Below are 20,180 nucleotides of genomic sequence, written 5' to 3'. Positions count from 1 at the left end.
AAATTCATTTTTTAAAAGCATTAGAAATTAAACCTTCTAATGCTTTTAAAGATACTTCCATTCTGATACGTCCAAAATCATCCATGTTGAAAGCTTCGGTTGGAGCTACATTAGTTGCTAAGAAATAGGTATTGTCTTTTGTTTGGGCAAATCCCACAAACCAACCAATATTGTTTTCGTTTTGCACAGCCCAACCCGTTTTTCCATAAAGTTTATAGGCCCCAGTTTCTTTTAGTAACATGATTTTGTCCATAATCGTATAACTATGCTCGGAAATTGGTAGTTCTTTATTGGCAAGCCTCCTTAGAAAGTCAATGTATTCAAATTGTGATATTTTGGACTCTCCTTCTAGCCAGAAATTGTCAACATTTGTACTATCAAAAACCATCCCTGAGTAACCGATTTTATCCAAGGTAGTATGCATTTTTTCGGCACCAGTTTTTCTGGCAATTTCTTGGTAACAAGGTACACAAGACCGTTGATAAGCATGATAGAAATTCATGTCTTGCTCCCAAGATTTTAAAAACTTAGGTTCGCCATCCCAATAAAACATAGAGCTTTCATTTTTGACAATTCCATTTTCCAAGGCATTGATAGAATTAGCTATTTTAAAAGTAGAGGCAGGAATGAAACCAGTCTTAGCCCATTTAAAATCGTTTGAGTGGTAAGTGCTTTTAATAGCGTCATATATTAAGACGGAGCCATTAATAAGCGAGGAATCAATGATTGACTGAAAGTCTGCATTAACTACTTCTTTTTCTTCAGTTGATTCTTTTGTAGATGTACTGCAAGCAGTAATAAGGCCAGCGATAGCCAGTAGTATAGCGATGTTTTTCATTGTAAGAGTTTTATTAGGAATTATAAGTTATTAAATGATTCTTTTTCTATTCTTAAGAGCCTTGAGATTAGACTTAAAATGTCTCGTATTGTACTATTGTTTTCCTTAAAAAGTTCTAATTTGAAACTTTATAATCTAATCCCGTTGAAATGAAAAAGTGGCTGAAAAGAATCGGAATTGTTGTTGGTGGTTTGCTACTCTTGGGAGTTCTATTTATTGGTTATTTTATGTTCCGAGTTACCAAAGGAATGCCGTTTTTCGAAACAGAGATACCAAATTTAGAATTTGCTGAAGGCAAAAGGTCAATTTTGCTTTTTTCCAAAACCAATGGTTTCGTTCATGGTGATGCCATTGAGGCGGGTAAGAAGGTTTTTCATAAAATGGCGAAAGATAATGATTGGTTTATCTACGAAACTGATGAAGCGGGAGTATTCAATAAAGAGCACTTGGCTCACTTTGATGCTGTAATTTGGAATAATGTTTCGGGTCAAGTTTTGACAGAAGAGCAGCGAGCAGATTTTTCTAATTATTTAGAAACTGGGGGTGGACTCCTAGGAATTCATGCGGCAGGTGATTTTTCTCACCATTGGCAGTGGTATTATGATAATGTTTTAGGTACCACTTTTTCACATCATCCACTTAAACCCCAGCTTCAAGATGCTACTATTCATTTAGAAGCCACCGCAGATAGTTTGACTAAAGCATCTTTGCCAGCTAATATTGGCTTAAAAGAGGAATGGTATATCTTTAATAAAGACCCAAGAGAAATGGGAGCGAACGTGCTTTACGCCATGGATGGCGACAAGATTATACCGAATGGAAACCTGCTTTGGATAAAAGACAAAGACTGGGGTATGGGAGCGTTTCACCCAAATGTTTGGTCAAAGGATATAGTGAAAGGTAAAGCATTCTATGTAGGCCCTGGTCATACAGCGGCTACATTTGAAAATGCTGATTATATTAAAGTTTTGAAATATGGTCTAGACCTAGTTTCAAAAACTAACTAATTATTTCACCGCCTGCCTAGCTAGTAGCTTCCAGTAGCCTTGCTCTTTGGTCCATATGTAAAGTATTTTAAGGGCAATGCTATTGGCCTTGCCGCCATCCTTAACGTCGGCTTTCATAAGACTTCTTACCCAAGCCACATCACCTTTTACGGTAATGTCAGGGGTTCTAAAATCTATGGTGACAAAATCAGACTCACCGCTCACCAAACTATTAATAAAAGATTTTCGCCCTTCTATTTTACCGCTAGAGTGTCCATAAGTAAGCTCCTCGCAAGTTAGGTAAGCCAAATTAGCAGAGTCTGCACTCATCATGGCTTTATGAAGTTTTATCACAGACTGGTCAATAGCTTTCACTGCAAGGTCTTGTGTTCTTAAAAAGGCAAGGTGCATAGGCAGCTGCACGTCTGCTCTTGAAGACTCATCTTCTATAAAGTGGTACTTTACACCAATTTCTTTAGCCGCTTTCATCACTTCCGCTATGTTAACATCGCCAGAGCCCAGCACTACATTTTTTTGTTTGTCTTGACGACCGTTTAAATTATCCACAGAGCCTACCATTCTGTCTTTAAGATGGGTTACTGGAATTCTGTTAGGGTATTTTCTCATAAGAGCAGCTGGATCTTGACCAGGGTTACGCATCCAGAAAACGTCCATTTCTACGTTAACATACCTCGGGTCAGTATTGGCCATCATATAATCATACATGGTGCCCTCTCCATCATAAGGCCTAAATTCGTAGCCATGAGCGTGATATAGGAAAGAGAGACCGGCCTCGGCAAATTGTTTACCAGCTTTGTTAAAAACCGCAACCCCTTTCTTCATGTCTTCAAAAGTGAAGTCGTCACCATTATGAGGAATCCAATAGCAAACCGCATTTTCGGCACCAAAAAACTTTAAGTTGGCTATGATGTCTTTAATCTTCCCAGGGTCTTGCAGTTGCTCAAAAGAAGTTCCTCCGGCTATAACCTGAAAGCCATGTTTGTCTAAGAGTTTTTTGTATTCATCATTAGGCATGCTGCGATTTCCAGCACCTTCTAAGTATTTAATGCCTATGTTTTTTAACCTGATAAGGCCATCTTCCACTTCTTCTTTGACTAGGTCACGGGCGGTTCCCATGACAATTCCTACTTCTTGAGCATGGATTTAGAAACTAAGGGCAAATAGAAAGGCTAGAGCGATGATTTTTTTCATTTTTAAATTTGATAGGGTATTATGAAATTTAAACAAAAAAGTTTCGCATCAAGTGAGATGTAGACTATTTGGCTTCAAGAAACTGACCAAAAGGAGATGTTCGTATTCTGTAAGCGTTTCTCTAAACAGGAAAAGCCACTGCTCGCTGAACAATGGCTTTTAAAAAGAAAACTAACGTTTATCTAATATTCATCTTCATTAAAGAAGAAGTCATCTTTCGTTGGGTAGTCAGGCCATATTTCTTCGATATTTTCGAAAGGCTGACCATCATCTTCTAATTCAGATAGGTTTTCCATCACCTCATTAGGTGCTCCAGAGCGAATTGAAAAGTCAATCAACTCATCTTTTGAAGCTGGCCAAGGGGCGTCTTCTAAATAAGAAACTAATTCTAAAGTCCAGTACATGTTTTCACTATGTTTAAATGTGTATTTCCTGAATTTGGCTGCAAAAGTATCAAAAACTTTTATTGAAAAACGTATTTTTGTAAAAAAAGTGCCTTTAGTATTAAATATTTTAGCATTACACTGAAAATCAGAAACTTAAACGGGTTATAAAATGACAACAGAAACGGAAATTTGCTGCTTCTCTCTAGAATCTGCCTTGGTGGCTCATCAGCTCTCTGTTACAAGAGTGGAGCTCTGTGGCGGTTTTCTAGAAGGTGGCACTACACCATCTCAGGGCTTGATAGAACTGGTCTTGGAAAATATTACTCCTAAAACGTTTGTCATGATCAGGCCGCGGGGTGGCGATTTTTGCTATTCCGATTCTGAAGTGCTTACCATAATTAATGAAATAAAAGCAATAAAAAAACTAAAACCTTCAGGATTTGTTTTTGGAGCATTAACTGCGGACGGAAAGGTTGATTTAGATCTCTGTTCTAATGTTATTTCCTGGGCTGCACCATTCCCAGTTACTTTTCATAGGGCGTTTGACCAGTGCCAAGATCCAATCATTGCTCTTCAGCAAATTATAGATTTGGGTTTTGAAAGAATATTAACCTCAGGACAAGAAAATGCGGCTATTGATGGTTTGCCATTATTGAAAAAGTTAAAGGAAATAGGGAAGGGTAAAATTCAAATAATGGCTGGGGCAGGCGTGAGTGCTAATAATGTATTGGCTTTTACCGAAGCGGGTATAGAAGCTGTACACTTCACAGGAAAAGATTGGGTAAAAAGTCCCATGAAGGCAACCGATGTCTCTATGCAGTCTGGTGTGCTTCCAGATGATCTTGGACGATATGAGACTTCCTTGGAAAAAGCCAAAGAGCTCATGAGTTTAATTAAAGGTAAAGGGTAGTTTCCGCTATTCGAAGAAAATATAGAAAGTGACTGCATGACTGTTTAACCTATCCAGTGCGGCTAAAGGAGAAACGTTGTTGCTGCCTATAGCGGGGTCTACAAGGTTTTTTATGCCATGTGAGAAGTGAATTTCAGGGGAGAGTTTAAAGAACTGTCTGAAGAGCTCAAGTCCAGCTCCATATTCCACACTTAAATCAGAAGTTTTTATGCCCGCTGTCTTTCCTATTTTGGTCTTGCGAGCTAAGTTTACAGCATTGGTTTCAAAACCTAATCGCATTCCGGCAAATACGTTCATACGCATGTTGTCACGGCGTAAAGACTTGTACCGCACCAGAAATGGCAGTTCAAACCAAGCTTGCTCTCTAGAAGGAAGTGCTTCTGGATCTTGGTTTACAAGTAATTTTTTAGCGTAAATGGCCACGGTAGGCATAATTCTAAAATCAAAGTTGTCGCTGGTGTTAAAATTCATCAAGCCTCCCATTTTAATGCCATAATCTACAGGCGATGTCAATGAAATTATTTCATTGTTGGCATTTGATAAAAAGAGCTGATTATACTTTACACGGTAATTACTCATGGTGACCCCAAGAAAGTATCCAAACCTAATAGGCTTGGCATCATAATCTGCCTGATGAATAATCTTCGAGTTCTGAGAGAAGGAGGGTAGAGAGATTAAAAAAGTGAAGGCTGCAATCATCCAAAATCTTACGATAAGGGCTAATGAGCCTTTTTTTGATATTAGGACAGAACGTAGGGCGAGCCTATTATGCATTTTGAATAATCTATTTTTTACCAACATAGACAGAACAGATACCGAAAGTAAGCGTTTTGCAAAAAGCATGCTTAAATCCGGCTTTTTCGAAAATTTCTAAGAAATCATTTCCGTCGGGAAATGCCTTTACAGATTCTGGCAGGTAAGTGTAAGCGGCGTTATCTTTTGAAACTAATTTTCCTATAATCGGAAGGATTTTGGTAGAATAAAAACCATAGAGCTGTTTCATTGGAAAGCTCTTCGGAGTGGAAAGTTCTATAACAACGCATGTTCCGCCAGGTTTGGTGACACGGCACATGTCTTCTAATCCTTTAGCTAAATTCTCAAAATTCCTTACGCCAAATGAAACGATAACTGCGTCAAATGTATTGTCGTCAAAGAGTAGTTTCTCAGAATCACCCATTCTGAGCTCTATTTTATCTGAAAGGCCAAGCTTCTCCATTTTTGACCTGCCATATTTCAGCATACCTTCAGATATATCAACGCCAATAATCTTTTCTGGCTTTAATTGCTTGTTGGCTTCTATGGCTAAATCGCCTGTGCCAGTAGCGATATCCAGGATAAGTTTTGGCTGCTCTTTTTTAAGAAGAGACATGGCTTTTCTTCGCCAATAAATATCTATTCCGCCACTTAAGACGCGGTTGAGAAGATCGTAATTGCCAGAAATATTGTCAAACATTTCTGATACCTGCTCTTTTTTACTGCTTGCTTTATCTTTATATGGTAGTACTGCCATTTATTTATTTTTTATGATGCCTTCGCAAATGTCTTTTATTAACTGTGGTCCTTCATAAATAAATCCAGAATAGATCTGAATTAATGAGGCCCCAGCATTTAGTTTTTCTAAAGCGTCTTCCGCAGAGTATATTCCTCCCACTCCAATAATTGGGAAAGCACCTTTTGATTTTTTGTGTAAATAGGCAATTACAGCGGTGGACTTATTTTTAACAGGTTTTCCACTCAAACCTCCAGCACCTATTTCATTAATTAAAGCATCCGAACTTTTAAGACCGCTTCGGTCAATGGTGGTATTGGTGGCAATAAGGCCATCAATGCCGGTGCTGAGCGTAATATCCACAATATCGTCTAGTTGACTTTCTGTTAAATCGGGAGCTATTTTTAAAAGAATAGGTCTTTTGATTTCTTTCTTGGAATTTAAGTCCATGAGAGAATTCAAAATTCTACTTAAAGGTTCTTTGTCTTGTAGCTCTCTTAATCCGGGCGTATTTGGAGAACTCACGTTGACCACAAAATAGTCTACATAAAGGTGTAAATCTTCAAATGCCAAAAGGTAATCTGACAGAGCATCTTCGTTTGGTGTGACTTTGTTTTTGCCAATATTTCCTCCAATGATGAGTTCCGATTTTCTTAATTTTAATAATTGAGCGGCATTGAAAGAGCCTTCGTTATTAAAGCCCATTCTGTTAATAATGGCTTCGTCTTCTACTAATCTGAATAATCTGGGTTTCGGGTTTCCACTTTGAGCTTTTGGCGTGACGGTGCCAATCTCGATAAAACCAAAGCCTAAGCAAGACAATTCATCCACCCAAAGTGCATTTTTATCAAAACCTGCCGCTAGTCCTACTGGGTTTTTGAAGGTAAGTCCAAAAACTTTTCGCTCTAAAGTTTTATCCGATACCTCGTATAACGCTTTGAGCATGCTTTGTCCGAAGGGCAGTCTGTAAACTAATTTTAATAAATCCGTTACAGTATGATGTATGTTTTCTGGGTCAAATTTCTTTAAAAGAGGGAAAACTAAATTTTTATAGAGGTTCATTTCGGTAATTTAAGAAGAGCCCATGGTTAAGTCTTGGGAATCCGCAAATCTAGGCTTTAGTGGCCTTATTTCAAACGTATTGAATACATTCTTCTTTTTCTTTTGAAGTTTATAAATTCATTTGATGTTGAAATAATCCAAAAATAACTTTGTGGTGTTTTAAAATGTGATTTTAGGGATTTTATTCCTTTATCTGGATTATGTTTTAGTTAATTCACTGTTTATAAGATGTATTTTGAATCGAAAGCCCATTGCCGTTGGTGTCGTTGTTTTAACCTTTGGTATTGAATAATAGCCATCCGCAAATATTAATATTAAAATAATGCAAGGAAACTTTGAACCTTTAGAAAGTTTCCTGAGTTTTGTGCCCGTGGAGATAAAAGAACGCATTATACAAAAGGGAGAAGAATTGTTTTTTAGGCATGGTGTGAAATCTGTGACCATGGATGACATAGCGAAGTCTTTGGGTGTGTCCAAAAAGACAATCTATCAGAATTTTAAAGACAAAAAGATGTTTGTCAATGCCGTAACGCAATGTGCCATGTCTAGAGAACTTTGCAAGGACATGGAGCACCAAAAGTTGGCAAATAATCCCGTTGAAGAAATCATTCTGGCTACAAGACAAATGAGACGCCTTTTTGAAAATATTAATTCGGCTGTTTTACATGATCTTGAGAGGTATTATCCTACGGCATATAAGAATTATGTAGAGCACAAGGATGGCTTTAAGGCAACTATTATCAGAAATATGGAAGAGGGCATAAAGGGCGGGTATTATAGAGAAGATATTGACGTTCAAGCCTTGGCCATTTTAAGAATAGAATCTGTCGATATGGCTTTTAATAATGCTCTTTTCCCACCAAGAGACTTCCGACTACTAGATGTTCAGATGACTTTCATTGACCATTTTTTACGAGGAATAGTGACAGAAAAAGGCTTAAAGGTCTATGAAGCAATAAAATAAATTAAATGAAAAAACTATTATTTGGAATTTTAGGGTTTAGTACACTTTTCCAAGCTTACGGGCAGCAGTCCTTCTCGTTGAAGGAGGCTGTAGATTATGCGGTGATTCATCATGCGGATGTAAAAAATGCCTTAGTTAAAAGGCAAGATTCGGAGATGGAAATCAAAGAGATTAAAGTGGCTGGTTTACCGCAAATAAACGGCCAGTTTCAGTACACCTATAATGCTATTGTACCGACACAGCTTTTAGATGCTAAGAACTTTGACCCTACAGCAGCAGAAGGTGAAGTGGTGAAATTTAAGTTTGGGGTGCCTTGGAGCGGACAAGCAGGTTTAAGTATAAACCAATTAATTTTTGATGCCACTTGGTTAGTTGGCCTTAGGGCTGCTGAAACCTATAGAAAACTGGCAGACCAAGGTATTGTTCAGTCTAAAGTAACAGTAGCTGAGAATGTAACAAAGGCATATTATTCTGCCCTAGTGGCCGAAGAAAGGGCCAAATTACTCACGCTAAACATTAGACAGATTGACACTTTAAAGTATAATACGAACGAGATGTTTAAACAGGGCTTTGTAGAAAAGCTTGATGTTGACAGGCTTTCTGTTCAAAAGAACAATCTTCAAGCCGAGCTCACTAAAGTAAACAATCTTATAAACCTTACGTATCAACTGTTAAAATTCCAGATGGGTTATGATGTTAATGAGCCCATCATGTTGAAAGACAAACTAGAAGATCAAGAATTGAGAGCCCTTAGTTCGGTGGCCTATACCGATGTGAATCCAGAAGATAGGATAGAATACAGAACAATCAAAACCAATAGAGAACTTTTAGATTTGAATGTAGAAAGGTATCAGAAGGGGGCACTTCCTAACGTCTTTTTCTCAGGAAGCTTAGGTGCTGGGCATAGTAACACTGTTTTTAATCCTTTTCAGAAATGGTTTGGTTCTTCTGCTCTTAGTTTGGGTGTGAACATTCCAATTTATGACAGTGGTTTAAGAAAAATTAAAGTCGAACGTCAGCGTCTTAATATTATTCAGTTAGATAATACTGCTGAGATGCTTCGCAATTCATTTAAGCTTGAGAATGATCAAGCAAGAGTAAACCTTACAAACGGTCTAGAAACCTTAGAAGTGCAAAGAAGAAATATGGAATTGGCGGAAGAGATTCTAAGAGTGACCAAAATCAAATATCAACAAGGTGTAGGCTCAAATTTAGAAGTAGTGAATGCGGAAAGCGATAATCGTCAAGCCCAAACAAATTATTTCGCTTCACTTTATGACGTACTAGTTGCAAAAGTGGATTTGGACAAAGCACACGGAAAATTAATTAAAGAATAATCATTTTTTTAAAATATATAAATGAAAAAGTACGCGTATTTACTCATCACTATTACCACACTTAGCTTTATCTCTATCTCTTGTGGTCAAAAAGAAGATAGTAGCATTGACGGTAAAAAGGCTCAATTGGTGGCTTTACAGTCTGACGCTGCAGAAATTAATGCTAAGATTGAAGCCATAAAGGCGGAGATTGGCATTTTGGAACCAGAGGCGGAAGTAAAAGTTTCCCAGGTTAAGGCCATGCCTCTTAGTGCTCAAGATTTTTCTCACTATGTGGAAGCAAACGGTAGATTAGACGCTGTTAACAATGTTTTTGTAAGTCCTAAAATGGGTGGAGCATTAACACATGTTTATGTTAAAGAAGGTGATTATGTTCAAAAGGGACAAAAAATCGCTTCCATAGATAACAGCATTTTAAGAAACAGCATCAACGAGATTCTGATTCAGTTGGAGACTGCCAAAACCCTTTTTGGACGTCAGGAGGCTCTTTGGAATCAGAAAATTGGAACTGAGGTTCAGTATATTCAAGCGAAGGCTCAGGTAGAGACTTTGGAGAAAAGATTACTTACCATGAAGTCTCAGGATGCTCAAAACACGGTAGTATCTCCTATTGCTGGGTATGTGGATGAGGTAAAAATGAAAGCCGGAGAAATGGCGTCGCCAGGTCTTGGAATCGTCAGAATAGTCAACCTAAACGATCTTAAAGTGGTCGCTAATATTCCTGACACCTATGCAGGAACTATTAAAAAAGGAGATCTAGTGAAAGTGAAATTTCCTGACTTAGGAAAAGAGATTACCGCAAAACTTAGTTTTGTAAGCCAAACGGTCAATCAAGTTTCAAGAACTTTTACGGCAGAAGCAAAGGTGCCTTTTGACAAACAACTAAAGCCCAACTTAAATGCGGTAGTTGAGATTCGTGATCAATCTAGAAGTTCAGCTCTGGTTATCCCAAGAAACTTAATTCAAAGAACAGAATTAGGAGATATTGTTTATGTGGCAGAAAGCGAAGGAGACAAACAAATTGCTAGAGGGCGTGTGGTCACTACCGGTCTGAGTTATAATGGAGAAATAGAAATATTGACAGGTCTTAACGCGGGAGATATTTTGATTATAGACGGGTATCAGGAAATTGTAGATGGTGAGGTGGTTGCTTTTTAAGAATAACCCTTGAACCATTTAAAAATTACAAAAAATGACAGATTCAAAAGAAAATATAGAGCCAGAAGCACAACCTAAAGGGAAAGGACTCATCTATAATATGATAGGTGCCTTGGCAAATAATAAGACGACGGTTTACCTGGTTACTTTTTTGCTGACCATAGCTGGTTACGCCATTTATGATAACCTACCTAAGGAGCAATTTCCAGAAATAGTTGTTCCTCAGATTTATGTCAATACCGTGTATGCTGGAACGGCACCTGCGGATATTGAAAACTTAATTAATAAGCCGCTGGAAAAGCAAATTAAAGCGGAGGTGGGTATTAAGAAAATTAAGTCTAATGCATTGCAAGACGTTTCTGTGATTATGGTAGAGTTTAACACAGATGTAGACGTAGAAACGGCAAAGGATCGTGTGAAAAGTGCTATTGACAAGGCTAGGAGAGATTTGCCAACAGATTTGACGCAAGATCCTATAGCTTTGGAGATGAACTTTTCTGAATTTCCTATCATGAATATTAACCTTTCAGGTGATTTTCCTTTAGAGAAAATCAAAGCCTATGGGGAGCAGATTCAAGATGAAATAGAGTCTTTGCAGCAAATTTCTAGAGTAGATATTGTTGGTGCTCTTGAAAGAGAAATTCAAATAAACCTAGACTTGCAAAAACTGCAATCGTACGGTTTAGCATTTAGCGACATACAGATGGCTGTTCAGAACGAAAACGTGAACATCTCTGGTGGTGAGTTAAACGTAGGAGATATAAGAAGAACACTTCGTGTAAAAGGTGAATTTAATTCTGTAGAGGAGTTAGGAGATGTAATTATCAGATCTGGTTCTGGAGCTACAGCGAGACTTTCTGAAATAGCAGAAGTGGTAGATTCTCATGAAGAAAGACAAGACTTTGCAAGGTTAAATAATGCTCCTGTAATTACACTGAACGTTATTAAACGTGGAGGTGAAAACCTGATTGTTGCAGCAGATGCCATTGAAGAAATTCTAGCTGAATTTAAACAAACGGCACCTCCAGGCTTAAATATTACCATTACGGCCGACCAGTCGGAAAGAACAGAAGCAGATTTGAATGACCTTATCAATACCGTGGTCATGGGTTTCATTTTCGTGGTATTGGTTTTGATGTTCTTTATGGGAGTTAGAGATGCTATTTTCGTTGGACTTTCAGTTCCACTTTCAGCACTTCTAGCACTTTATCCTTTAATGTTGATGGGTTTTACATTGAATACCATCGTGCTGTTTGCCTTCCTGCTGGGTTTAGGTTTGGTGGTGGATGATGCCATTGTGGTGATTGAAAACTCCCATAGGATTTTCAATAAACATAAAGACTTGAGTATTAAGGAAGCCGTTAAACTGGCAGCATCAGAGGTATTTATTCCTGTTTTTGCAGGGACATTGACCACGATAGCCCCATTCTTTCCTTTGATATTTTGGCCAGGAATTGTTGGTGAGTTTATGAAATACCTGCCCTTCACTTTGATATTCACACTGTTTGCTTCTTTGGTGGTTTCTTACGTGATGAACCCTGTCTTTGCCATTACTTTCATGAAAAGAGAAGATGATGATAAGGGTAAAGATTTAGGCTTTAAGTCTCTTATTAAACCATTGGCTATATTAGTTGGCTTGGCAGTGCTGTTTTATATCATTTATGCTATTTCTTCAAACAATGCATTCTTTGGAACAGGTAACGTATTAATGTTGATTGCTATTCTTTATGTATTCAATCATTATATCTTAACTCCAAAAATGATCATTCCTTTCCAGGAAAGGCTGTTGCCGAAATTGAAAGGTGGTTATGGAAAAATGATCAGCTGGGTTATCACTGGTTGGAGACCAGTATGGGCTATTCTTGCTTCTTTTGTATTACTGATAGGGACTTTAGTCCTTATGGGAATAGTTAAGCCTTCGGTGATATTTTTCCCTTCTGGCGAGCCAGATTATATCTATGTTTATAACGTAATGCCTGTAGGCACAGACGCTAGAAAAACCGATGAGATTACAAAGCAAATAGAAGGAACGGTCTTCCGTATTTTGGAAGAAAACGATGCATTGTCCGTAGTGAATTCGGTGATCTCTAACGTGGGTAAAAATGCGGGTGACCCAATGAACCCTGACCGTGCTGATACACCGCATAAGTCAAAAGTGACGATAGCTTTTGTAGGTAAAGAAAAGCGAGGAAATATTTCTTCTCAGTTTCTGCTTTCAGAAGTAAGAGAAGCCCTTCAAGGTATCCCAGGAACAGAGATTTCTGTAGAAAGAGAAAGTAATGGGCCGCCTACAGGTAAAGCCATTACCATTGAGATAACAGGGGAAGATTTCACTGTTTTAGGAGAAATTCAGAAACAAGCGATAAGTAAAATTGAAGCATCGGGTATTCAAGGTATTGATGAGTTGAAGACAGATTTAGTAACCAACAAACCTGAAATTGTTATAGATGTAGATAGAGAAAAGGCTTCCAGAGAGGGCATAAGTACGGCACAAGTGGCCATGGCACTTAGAACCGCTTTGTTTGGTCTTGAGGTTTCTAAATTTAGAGATAACGACGACGAGTATCCTATACAGCTTCGTCTGAAACAAGACGATAGAGATCAGATTGAAAAGCTTTTGAGTATGAATCTCACCTTTAGAGATATGAATATGGGAGGCGTGCTAAGAAGTGTGCCGTTGGCTACGGTGGCAGACCTGTCGTACTCGACTACATTTAGTCAGATTAACAGGACAGATGCCGAACGTACCATTACCTTAAGTTCTGATGTGACGCCAGCATTTAAGGATGAGGCCACGGTTATTAACCAGGAGATTTTTGCGGAACTAGCAGACCTAGAGCTGCCTTCCGGTTATTCTATTAGCCAAGGTGGAGAGCAGAAAGAACAAGCAGAGGCTATGGCGTTTTTAAGTAGTGCATTTTTGATTGCCATCGCCATGATTTATTTGATTCTAGCGGCTCAGTTTAATTCAATCGTTAAGCCTTTAATTATCTTTTTTACCATCATTTTGAGTTTAATAGGGGTGCTGTTAGGTTTTATGGCTTTTGGTAAAACATTCTCTGTTATTATGTCTGGTGTGGGAATTATAGCTTTAGCAGGTATTGTGGTGAAAAACGGTATTCTCTTGATAGAGTTTATTGACGAGCTAAGAAAAAGAGGGATGGGTCTTAGAGAAGCCATTATTGAGGGAGGTTCCACGCGTCTAACACCGGTATTGCTAACGGCATCTTCTACAGTATTGGGAATGATTCCATTGGCCATAGGCTTGGCTTTCGATTTTGGTGCCTTATTTGTAGATCTGGAATGGGCGGTTAACATTGGTGGTGATAGTGCCGTTTTCTGGAATATTTTGGCTTGGACCATTATTTTCGGACTTATTTTCTCTACCATTCTTACGCTAGTCATAGTACCATGTATGTACTATCTTTCAGAGAGGCTTAAGATTAAATTTTTAGGAGAAGAGGCTGTTAATAGGGAATATAGAAAAGAAGAAGAGCTAAGCTTGGTTTAGTCTTCTGTAGTCTTATAGTAAGTAAACCTCACGAATTATTTCGTGAGGTTTTTTTTTGCGTCATTTCTTTGACAAAACTATTTGCCTAATTTCAATCTTTCAAAACAACCCATCAATGAAATACATAGCATCAATAGACCAAGGAACCACCAGCACCCGATGTATCATTTTTAATAAAAAAGGAGAGATTGTCTCTGTAGGACAGAAAGAACACGAACAAATCTTTCCTCAAGCGGGCTGGGTAGAGCACAATCCAGAAGAAATAAGACAGAATACCCTAGAGGTAATAGCAAATGCTCGTATAAAACAAAATATTGGAATTCCTGATATTTTAGCCTGCGGAATCACCAATCAGCGAGAGACTGCCATGGTCTGGAATCGTAAAACAGGCAAGCCCTATTACAATGCGATAGTATGGCAAGATACACGAGTAGGTAAAAAGGTCGACGAGTTAGAAAAAAGCATAGGCTCAGCTTGGTTTAAAGAAAAAACGGGTCTTCCGTTAGCCACTTATTTTAGTGGATTGAAAATTCAATGGATTTTAGAAAATGTAGACGGTGTTAGAGAAGCAGCGGAAAAAGGCGAAGCTATTTTTGGCAACATGGATACCTATACCGTTTGGCATTTAACAGGCGGTATTGACGGTGGTTTGCACCTGACAGATGTTACAAACGCGTCAAGAACGCAGCTGATGAACATCAATACCATGGAGTGGGAAGATGAGATTTTAGAGAAACTAAATATCCCAAAAGCCATGCTACCGAGGATAGAACCAAGTAGTAAGGTTTATGGTAAAATCAAGTCTGAGCCATTAAGAGGTATTCCTTTAGCAGGAATTTTGGGAGACCAGCAAGCGGCTTTGGTAGGACAAACATGTTTTGCTCCCGGCGAAGCAAAGAATACCTACGGAACAGGTTGTTTTATGTTAATGAATACAGGTACAGAGGCCATTCCGTCTAAGTTTGGTTTACTGACTACCGTGGCTTATCAGTTTGATGGACAGCCCGTACATTATGCTCTAGAAGGTTCAGTGGCCATAGCAGGTGCTTTGGTGCAGTGGCTAAGAGATAATCTTGGTATCATTAAGAACAGTGAAGATGTTCAAAAGCTTGCAGAATCTGTAGACGATAATGGCGGAGCGTATTTTGTGCCAGCATTTTCGGGTTTATATGCTCCACACTGGAATAATAACGCCAGAGGAATTATTGCAGGTTTAACAAGGTATGTGAACAAAGGCCATATAGCTAGAGCGGTTTTAGAAGCCACAGCCTATCAAACAAGAGATGTGCTAGAAGCCATGGAAAAAGATAGCGGAATTGAAATCAAATCTTTACGTGTAGATGGTGGAATGACGGTCAATGAATTGCTAATGCAATTTCAGTCAGACATTATGGATGTGGAGGTTATTCGTCCTAAAATGATAGAAACTACAGCTTTGGGTGCTGCTTATGCCGCAGGAATGGCGGTAGGTTTTTGGAAGAACTTTGATGATTTGACACAAAACTGGGGCATTGATAAAACCTGGGAGTCAAAAATGCCTTCAGAGAAAAGAGATAAGTTCTTCAAGGGCTGGCAAAAAGCCATTGAGCGTAGCTTAGATTGGGAAGATTAAGCCCACACGGAATTACGATTGACAATATTTTGTTCTCTAAATACACAAGGTTTTAACATATAGAATTTGGAACTCCATTAGTAGCGAGTAGTAGCGAAACATCGGTAGAAAAAGGTTTTTAAACAGGAGCGATATAAAAGCTCCAGCGGAGCGAAATGTTAATAGCTCGGAAAGAAGAAGGAATAATTTGTTTGTCATGTTTTTGGCCTTAAAAAGCCAAAATCATGACAAACGTTTCATTAAAGCTTTTACCAGAGTAGCGTGTTTTATCAACCAAAAAAAAAAAGAGATGGAAATATTGTCAATCAATCATCCGAATATAGAATTAAAACTGTCAAATGGTGAAGTCATGACGCTTGACTTTGCAGACTTTCTTAACAAAACAGTACCTGAGGCAAGTAATCCATACCGTGCTATTTTAGAGACGGAGAAGTTCAAAAATGCCTATGTCAAAGACGATAAACTAGTTTGGGATGGCGTTTTGGAGCTTCAAATGTGCGGCGGTGATACCATGTGGATGCCAGCAGAGTTTACGGAGAGGGAGCTATTAAAAGATGTAAGAGTTTTCTAAGAAAAGGAATAAACAGAATGAAATCTGCTTTGTTAAAATACTGTTTAAAGCAAAGTCAAAATATTCTGGCTTACTTTTAATACTTGGACTCGCCTAAAATATTTTGATTTTGTGAGTTTATTTTGACACATGGTTTTTCCTTAGTTTTTGCCTAAACAAAAGTAAGACCCGCCCGGTAGGGCAATGAGCGAATAGGCGTTTATTAATTCGGGGTTTGCTAAATGATAGTAATCTACATTTTTAACAACTCTTCTTTAGAATGTAACGCTGGGAATTCAACAACCTTTTCGGTTTTTTTGGTTTCAAATTCTGTAGTACTCCCCACTTGGAAACAATTTCAAATTAACCACAAGAACTGTTTCTAACTTTGTTCGTCCTCGGACTGTAATCCATCAATAAAATCGTTAAATGACAATGCCACAAATTCAAAGGCATGAGCTTTTTCATTTACACTTAATTCCATTTGATAAAGTAATACCTCTCCAATATTACCCTCATCAAATGAAATACAAAATGGCCAGCCGCCAGGGTCTACGGCGAAAGCGAGCTTTTTCCCAAAGTCATTATCCATTATTTCCTTAAAGAAATCATGTATCATTCTATTAGAACAGAAACTTGCAAGCTGGAATTTTTTACCTTGTTTACTAATAAAAATATCTTCTATTACAGATGTCTCCGCATATTTTTGTAGGAATTCCTTAACATCATCAGGAATTAACACGCCCATTTTTTTTCCAAAAAGCTAATCTGAAAATCATTAAGTTTCTTCTTGATTGTTAAATCTTTCATATACGATATTTATCGGCTTCTAAAGTTGGGAAACCTCGTTTTTATAATGCTTCTCTACCCTATCCAAGTTCTTTTCGACCCATTTACGAATTAATAGGTCTTCGGTCTTGATTAGGAAATTTTTTCCGCTATGGCACTCCTAGCGTCCAAGTGCTATTTTTAATTCAAAAAAAACCTTTCAAAAACTCATCAGGCGTCATAACCGGAATCTGAGATTCCTTGAAATCTTTGCCATTTCTTGTAATTATCATTTCACAATTTGCCCGCAATGCACTGAAGTATTGTAAGGCATCTTCAAAGTCTGAAAAGTCAGAACTGAGGCCTTTTTCAATAATTGTTTCATCGAGTGGGCAGATTTCGGATATAACCTTAAACCTTGTAAGCTGGGTTTTAGCTCTTTTGCCCCCTACATCTTTAGAAAGGAAGTAGTTTACGGTGGAAAATGATAAGGCGGAGACATATAAAGTTACTTTTTGTGCGTCTGCAAGGCTGGCTATTTGGGCAGCGGCTTCTGAGAAAGGAGCTCTTTTCGCCAATAAGTCTAGCATTACATTGGTATCAATAAATATTTTCATCTTGCTGTGTTTGCTTCTGAATTATTTATATTTCTCCACTAAGTACTCTTGATATTCTTTCTTGTAATCTAAATCTGAAGGAATTTTGCTGTCAGAAATCATACTCTTCACAAAAGGCGAAGTTTCTATGCCAGAGGCCGTTTGTTCGGTGCGGCTTACAGCTTTGAGATAGTCTTCTATGATTCTAGAAAGGCTTCTTTTCTGTGTTTTGGCATATTCTTTAGCTTGGGCTATTACTTCTTCGTCTAGTTTTAATGTTAGCTTGGCATCCATGCGATTTCTTTTTATACGTACAAATATAATAAATTTGCACGTAAATTGAAGTGGCCAAAACTAACTCATCATTTTGCTCTCAAAATCACAGATTAAGAATGGAGTAAAGTGGCCTGTGCCCAAGCTATTTATAATTTAAAAGATTTAGCGGTTATGGAAATATCTGGAAGAAAAGGAATAATGAGTATAAAATCCGTTGAACCAAAATACTGTCTGAAGCACACACAAAATTTTAGGGTTTATTTTTCTTAGGGGGTAAGGTTGTGAAATTTTGAGTGTGCAAGTTTATTTTGGTAGTGGTTTTGGACGGTTCGCCGCTGCGATTAGTTTTTGCCTAAACAAAAAGTAAGGGCCGCCTAGCAAGGCAGCGAAGAAAAGGCATTTATAAATTTAGGGTTTTATTAAAGTTTAATTTAAAACAATCCCAACTGCCCATTCCGCATAAAGGCATCATAATCATAGTCAGGAAAACTCCTTCCTGCTAAATACTTCATACGGCTTATTTTGTGGAGTTGTTTGATATGCTCTGCATATTTTCCTTCCCCTCGCATTCTTCTGCCGTACTGGCTGTCGTTCAAATTTCCGCCATGACATTCCTTTATTTGGTTAAGCACTTTTTCTGCTTTGTTTGGGAAGGCTTTGTAAATCCAGTCGGTGAAAATTTCGGCTATCGAGCCATTAAGTCGCACCATGGTATAACCCGCCCAGCAAGCTCCATTCTCCGAAGCTTGTTTGATAAGTTCTGGTATTTCATGGTCGTTAAGTCCTGGGATTATGGGAGCGGTATTAACGCCCACAGGAATGCCAGCATCAGACAGTCTCTTAATGACGGTAAGCCTCTTTTCTCCAGATATGGTTCGTGGTTCTAAACTTCTTCTAAGTTCCTCATTTAATGAGGTGAAAGAGATTATGACATGAAGTAGGTTTAGGTTGGTCAGTTTTTTCAGAATTTCAATATCTCTTAAAATCAATCCATTTTTAGTTATTATGGCTACGGGCGTTCTGTATTTAAGACATATTTCTAGCATTTTTTTTGTAAGCTCAAACTTCTTTTCAGCCGGCTGGTAGCAGTCGGTATTTCCAGAAAAGAGTATTGGAACAGGTTTCCAAGACTTTTTATTCAGTTCCTTTTCTAATAAATCTGGAGCATTCTTTTTGACCAAAATCTTTTGTTCAAAATCCAGACCCGCAGAATACCCATAATATTCGTGGGTGTTTCTGGCGTAGCAATAAATGCAGCCATGCTCACAGCCTTGGTATGGATTAACAGATTTTCCGTTGGGTACATCTGGGCTGTCCATAGTGTTGACTACTTTCTTAGGGTTTTCTGTGATATACTTGGTTTTTTGACTTCTAAAATTGTCTTCTTCTCCGTATGAAAATTCATCGTCGTAGACTATAGTGTTTGCTAAAAAGCGGTTTTCACTGTTGAGTTGAGCCCCGCGACCCTTTATTTTTGGAATTTCTGTCATTTATTTCAATTGAAAACACATTTGAGGGTATAAAACTAAAGTCATTTAAGCATCCCCAAACGAAAACCTTTACCTTTGCTACAACTATTGGCAGACCAAAATATGACCCATTCATTAAAGCTTAAAAAACCCCTTGCGGTTTTTGATTTAGAAACTACTGGCACTAACATTTCTCAAGACAGAATAGTGGAGATTTCCATAGCCAGGGCCATGCCCGACGGCTCTGTTGATATAAAAACAAAACGGATAAATCCTGAAATGCCAATACCGATAGAATCGAGTTTGATTCATGGTATTTATGACGAAGATGTAAAGGATGAGCCTACTTTTAGACAGTTGGCTAAATCTATGGCTCAGTTTCTTCAAGGATGCGATTTGGCGGGCTTTAACAGCAATAGGTTTGATATTCCGATGTTGGTAGAGGAGTTTTTAAGGGTGGATTCTGACATATTTGATGTAAAGAATAGAAAGTTTGTGGATGCTCAACGTATTTTTCATCAAATGGAGCCAAGGACTTTGGGTGCAGGGTATAAGTTTTACTGTGGCAAAGATTTAGAAAACGCTCACAGTGCAGAGGCAGATACTTTGGCCACCTTAGAAGTTTTGTGTGCTCAGATAGAAAAATATGAGGGCGTTAAAATTTTGGATAGAAAGGGGGAGGAGATTGAGCCCGTGAAAAATGATGTTCAGGCCCTTCATGATTTTACCTCTGGAAAAATTGTAGATTTTGCAGGAAGAATGGCTTATGACGACAACGATAACATTGTTTTTAACTTTGGAAAACATAAAGGAAGGAAGGTAACTGATGTTTTTACGAAAGAAAAAGGATATTATGATTGGATGATGAATAATGATTTCCCTTTGGATACGAAGAGAAAACTAACTGAAGTAAAGCTCAGTATGGCCGGTTCGCTTTTTGGATCATAAGGAGAAAAAACATTAAAAGATTAATGTGACGTAATTCTTACTCATTTAGCCTTTAGACAAAAGAATTAATTGGCTAGTTTTGCCGAGATTTTGTTTGAAAAAAATATT

The 20,180-nt window shown here is 38.1% G+C and carries 19 protein-coding genes; 9 read left to right on the top strand and 10 right to left on the bottom strand.

Annotation, left to right across the window (positions count from 1 at the left end; translation table 11 throughout):
* Positions 1-4 precede the first annotated feature (4 nt).
* Positions 5-838, bottom strand: coding sequence for a penicillin-binding transpeptidase domain-containing protein (locus ACSBFT_RS16530; protein WP_489601538.1), 834 nt, complete (start codon positions 836-838; stop codon positions 5-7).
* A 149-nt stretch (positions 839-987) separates the two neighbouring features.
* Between ACSBFT_RS16530 and ACSBFT_RS16525 the strand changes: the two genes are divergently transcribed.
* Complete coding sequence (locus tag ACSBFT_RS16525; protein ID WP_489601537.1) at positions 988-1,845, top strand: ThuA domain-containing protein; 858 nt, start codon at positions 988-990, stop codon at positions 1,843-1,845.
* Here ACSBFT_RS16525 and ACSBFT_RS16520 read toward each other — a convergent pair whose 3' ends face one another.
* Both ACSBFT_RS16520 and ACSBFT_RS16515 read right to left on the bottom strand, forming a co-directional pair.
* Complete coding sequence (locus tag ACSBFT_RS16520; protein ID WP_489601535.1) at positions 1,846-2,961, bottom strand: DUF4440 domain-containing protein; 1,116 nt, start codon at positions 2,959-2,961, stop codon at positions 1,846-1,848.
* Positions 2,962-3,218: 257 nt separating this feature from the next.
* Positions 3,219-3,440, bottom strand: coding sequence for a DUF2795 domain-containing protein (locus tag ACSBFT_RS16515; protein WP_096193716.1), 222 nt, complete (start codon positions 3,438-3,440; stop codon positions 3,219-3,221).
* 151 nt (positions 3,441-3,591) lie between these two features.
* On the opposite strand from ACSBFT_RS16515, the gene ACSBFT_RS16510 reads away from it, so the two are divergent.
* Positions 3,592-4,332, top strand: a complete 741-nt coding sequence (locus ACSBFT_RS16510; protein ID WP_489601533.1) for a copper homeostasis protein CutC — start codon at positions 3,592-3,594, stop codon at positions 4,330-4,332.
* A 6-nt stretch (positions 4,333-4,338) separates the two neighbouring features.
* On the opposite strand, the gene porT is transcribed toward ACSBFT_RS16510, so the two are convergent.
* The 3 genes from porT to ACSBFT_RS16495 are packed head-to-tail and all read right to left on the bottom strand — an operon-like array spanning position 4,339 to position 6,883.
* Entirely contained in the window at positions 4,339-5,106 is a 768-nt protein-coding gene (gene porT / locus ACSBFT_RS16505) for a type IX secretion/gliding motility protein PorT/SprT (RefSeq protein WP_463048918.1), read from the bottom strand.
* A 10-nt stretch (positions 5,107-5,116) separates the two neighbouring features.
* Positions 5,117-5,842: a bifunctional demethylmenaquinone methyltransferase/2-methoxy-6-polyprenyl-1,4-benzoquinol methylase UbiE gene (gene ubiE / locus ACSBFT_RS16500; protein ID WP_489601532.1), complete on the bottom strand. Its 726-nt coding sequence runs from the start codon at positions 5,840-5,842 to the stop codon at positions 5,117-5,119.
* Positions 5,843-6,883, bottom strand: coding sequence for a quinone-dependent dihydroorotate dehydrogenase (locus ACSBFT_RS16495; RefSeq protein WP_489601531.1), 1,041 nt, complete (start codon positions 6,881-6,883; stop codon positions 5,843-5,845). It lies immediately after the preceding gene.
* Positions 6,884-7,205: 322 nt separating this feature from the next.
* On the opposite strand from ACSBFT_RS16495, the gene ACSBFT_RS16490 reads away from it, so the two are divergent.
* The 6 genes from ACSBFT_RS16490 to ACSBFT_RS16465 all read left to right on the top strand — a co-directional run bounded on the left by ACSBFT_RS16490 (position 7,206) and on the right by ACSBFT_RS16465 (position 16,036).
* Complete coding sequence (locus tag ACSBFT_RS16490) at positions 7,206-7,847, top strand: TetR/AcrR family transcriptional regulator (RefSeq protein WP_489601530.1); 642 nt, start codon at positions 7,206-7,208, stop codon at positions 7,845-7,847.
* 5 nt (positions 7,848-7,852) lie between these two features.
* Complete coding sequence (locus ACSBFT_RS16485; protein WP_489601529.1) at positions 7,853-9,184, top strand: TolC family protein; 1,332 nt, start codon at positions 7,853-7,855, stop codon at positions 9,182-9,184.
* Between the two features lie 21 nt (positions 9,185-9,205).
* Positions 9,206-10,342 carry an efflux RND transporter periplasmic adaptor subunit gene (locus tag ACSBFT_RS16480; RefSeq protein WP_489601527.1) on the top strand — a complete coding sequence of 379 codons (1,137 nt, stop codon included), beginning with the start codon at positions 9,206-9,208 and terminating at the stop codon, positions 10,340-10,342.
* 100 nt (positions 10,343-10,442) lie between these two features.
* Positions 10,443-13,853, top strand: a complete 3,411-nt coding sequence (locus tag ACSBFT_RS16475) for an efflux RND transporter permease subunit (protein ID WP_489604846.1) — start codon at positions 10,443-10,445, stop codon at positions 13,851-13,853.
* Positions 13,854-13,968: 115 nt separating this feature from the next.
* Positions 13,969-15,465, top strand: coding sequence for a glycerol kinase GlpK (glpK, locus tag ACSBFT_RS16470; protein WP_489601526.1), 1,497 nt, complete (start codon positions 13,969-13,971; stop codon positions 15,463-15,465).
* Positions 15,466-15,754: 289 nt separating this feature from the next.
* Entirely contained in the window at positions 15,755-16,036 is a 282-nt protein-coding gene (locus ACSBFT_RS16465) for a hypothetical protein (protein ID WP_489601524.1), read from the top strand.
* A 361-nt stretch (positions 16,037-16,397) separates the two neighbouring features.
* On the opposite strand, the gene ACSBFT_RS16460 is transcribed toward ACSBFT_RS16465, so the two are convergent.
* From ACSBFT_RS16460 to ACSBFT_RS16445, 4 genes are all read right to left on the bottom strand, one after another.
* Positions 16,398-16,763 carry an SMI1/KNR4 family protein gene (locus ACSBFT_RS16460; protein ID WP_489601523.1) on the bottom strand — a complete coding sequence of 122 codons (366 nt, stop codon included), beginning with the start codon at positions 16,761-16,763 and terminating at the stop codon, positions 16,398-16,400.
* Positions 16,764-16,989: 226 nt separating this feature from the next.
* Positions 16,990-17,400, bottom strand: coding sequence for a type II toxin-antitoxin system VapC family toxin (locus ACSBFT_RS16455; RefSeq protein WP_489601521.1), 411 nt, complete (start codon positions 17,398-17,400; stop codon positions 16,990-16,992).
* 21 nt (positions 17,401-17,421) lie between these two features.
* Positions 17,422-17,673 carry a DUF6364 family protein gene (locus ACSBFT_RS16450; RefSeq protein ID WP_489601519.1) on the bottom strand — a complete coding sequence of 84 codons (252 nt, stop codon included), beginning with the start codon at positions 17,671-17,673 and terminating at the stop codon, positions 17,422-17,424.
* A gap of 413 nt (positions 17,674-18,086) precedes the next feature.
* The gene (locus ACSBFT_RS16445; protein WP_489601518.1) at positions 18,087-19,145 is read right to left on the bottom strand and encodes a PA0069 family radical SAM protein; all 1,059 of its coding nucleotides are present in this window, start codon (positions 19,143-19,145) and stop codon (positions 18,087-18,089) included.
* Positions 19,146-19,247: 102 nt separating this feature from the next.
* Here ACSBFT_RS16445 and ACSBFT_RS16440 point away from each other — a divergent pair, with 102 nt between their 5' ends.
* The gene (locus ACSBFT_RS16440; RefSeq protein ID WP_489604845.1) at positions 19,248-20,072 is read left to right on the top strand and encodes an exonuclease domain-containing protein; all 825 of its coding nucleotides are present in this window, start codon (positions 19,248-19,250) and stop codon (positions 20,070-20,072) included.
* The last annotated feature ends 108 nt before the right edge of the window (positions 20,073-20,180 follow it).

This window comes from Arcticibacterium sp. SM2516, assembly GCF_057914865.1.
The sequence above is the reverse complement of the archived record's forward strand: the minus strand, read 5'-3'. Positions and strand labels throughout refer to the sequence as shown.

Coding starts and splice junctions, on each gene's coding strand:
- ACSBFT_RS16530 (WP_489601538.1), bottom strand. CDS start 838: ATGAAAAACATCGCTATACTACTGGCTATCGCTGGCCTTATTACTGCT.
- ACSBFT_RS16525 (WP_489601537.1), top strand. CDS start 988: ATGAAAAAGTGGCTGAAAAGAATCGGAATTGTTGTTGGTGGTTTGCTA.
- ACSBFT_RS16520 (WP_489601535.1), bottom strand. CDS start 2,961: ATGGGAACCGCCCGTGACCTAGTCAAAGAAGAAGTGGAAGATGGCCTT.
- ACSBFT_RS16515 (WP_096193716.1), bottom strand. CDS start 3,440: ATGTACTGGACTTTAGAATTAGTTTCTTATTTAGAAGACGCCCCTTGG.
- ACSBFT_RS16510 (WP_489601533.1), top strand. CDS start 3,592: ATGACAACAGAAACGGAAATTTGCTGCTTCTCTCTAGAATCTGCCTTG.
- porT (WP_463048918.1), bottom strand. CDS start 5,106: ATGCATAATAGGCTCGCCCTACGTTCTGTCCTAATATCAAAAAAAGGC.
- ubiE (WP_489601532.1), bottom strand. CDS start 5,842: ATGGCAGTACTACCATATAAAGATAAAGCAAGCAGTAAAAAAGAGCAG.
- ACSBFT_RS16495 (WP_489601531.1), bottom strand. CDS start 6,883: ATGAACCTCTATAAAAATTTAGTTTTCCCTCTTTTAAAGAAATTTGAC.
- ACSBFT_RS16490 (WP_489601530.1), top strand. CDS start 7,206: ATGCAAGGAAACTTTGAACCTTTAGAAAGTTTCCTGAGTTTTGTGCCC.
- ACSBFT_RS16485 (WP_489601529.1), top strand. CDS start 7,853: ATGAAAAAACTATTATTTGGAATTTTAGGGTTTAGTACACTTTTCCAA.
- ACSBFT_RS16480 (WP_489601527.1), top strand. CDS start 9,206: ATGAAAAAGTACGCGTATTTACTCATCACTATTACCACACTTAGCTTT.
- ACSBFT_RS16475 (WP_489604846.1), top strand. CDS start 10,443: ATGATAGGTGCCTTGGCAAATAATAAGACGACGGTTTACCTGGTTACT.
- glpK (WP_489601526.1), top strand. CDS start 13,969: ATGAAATACATAGCATCAATAGACCAAGGAACCACCAGCACCCGATGT.
- ACSBFT_RS16465 (WP_489601524.1), top strand. CDS start 15,755: ATGGAAATATTGTCAATCAATCATCCGAATATAGAATTAAAACTGTCA.
- ACSBFT_RS16460 (WP_489601523.1), bottom strand. CDS start 16,763: ATGGGCGTGTTAATTCCTGATGATGTTAAGGAATTCCTACAAAAATAT.
- ACSBFT_RS16455 (WP_489601521.1), bottom strand. CDS start 17,400: ATGAAAATATTTATTGATACCAATGTAATGCTAGACTTATTGGCGAAA.
- ACSBFT_RS16450 (WP_489601519.1), bottom strand. CDS start 17,673: ATGGATGCCAAGCTAACATTAAAACTAGACGAAGAAGTAATAGCCCAA.
- ACSBFT_RS16445 (WP_489601518.1), bottom strand. CDS start 19,145: ATGACAGAAATTCCAAAAATAAAGGGTCGCGGGGCTCAACTCAACAGT.
- ACSBFT_RS16440 (WP_489604845.1), top strand. CDS start 19,248: ATGACCCATTCATTAAAGCTTAAAAAACCCCTTGCGGTTTTTGATTTA.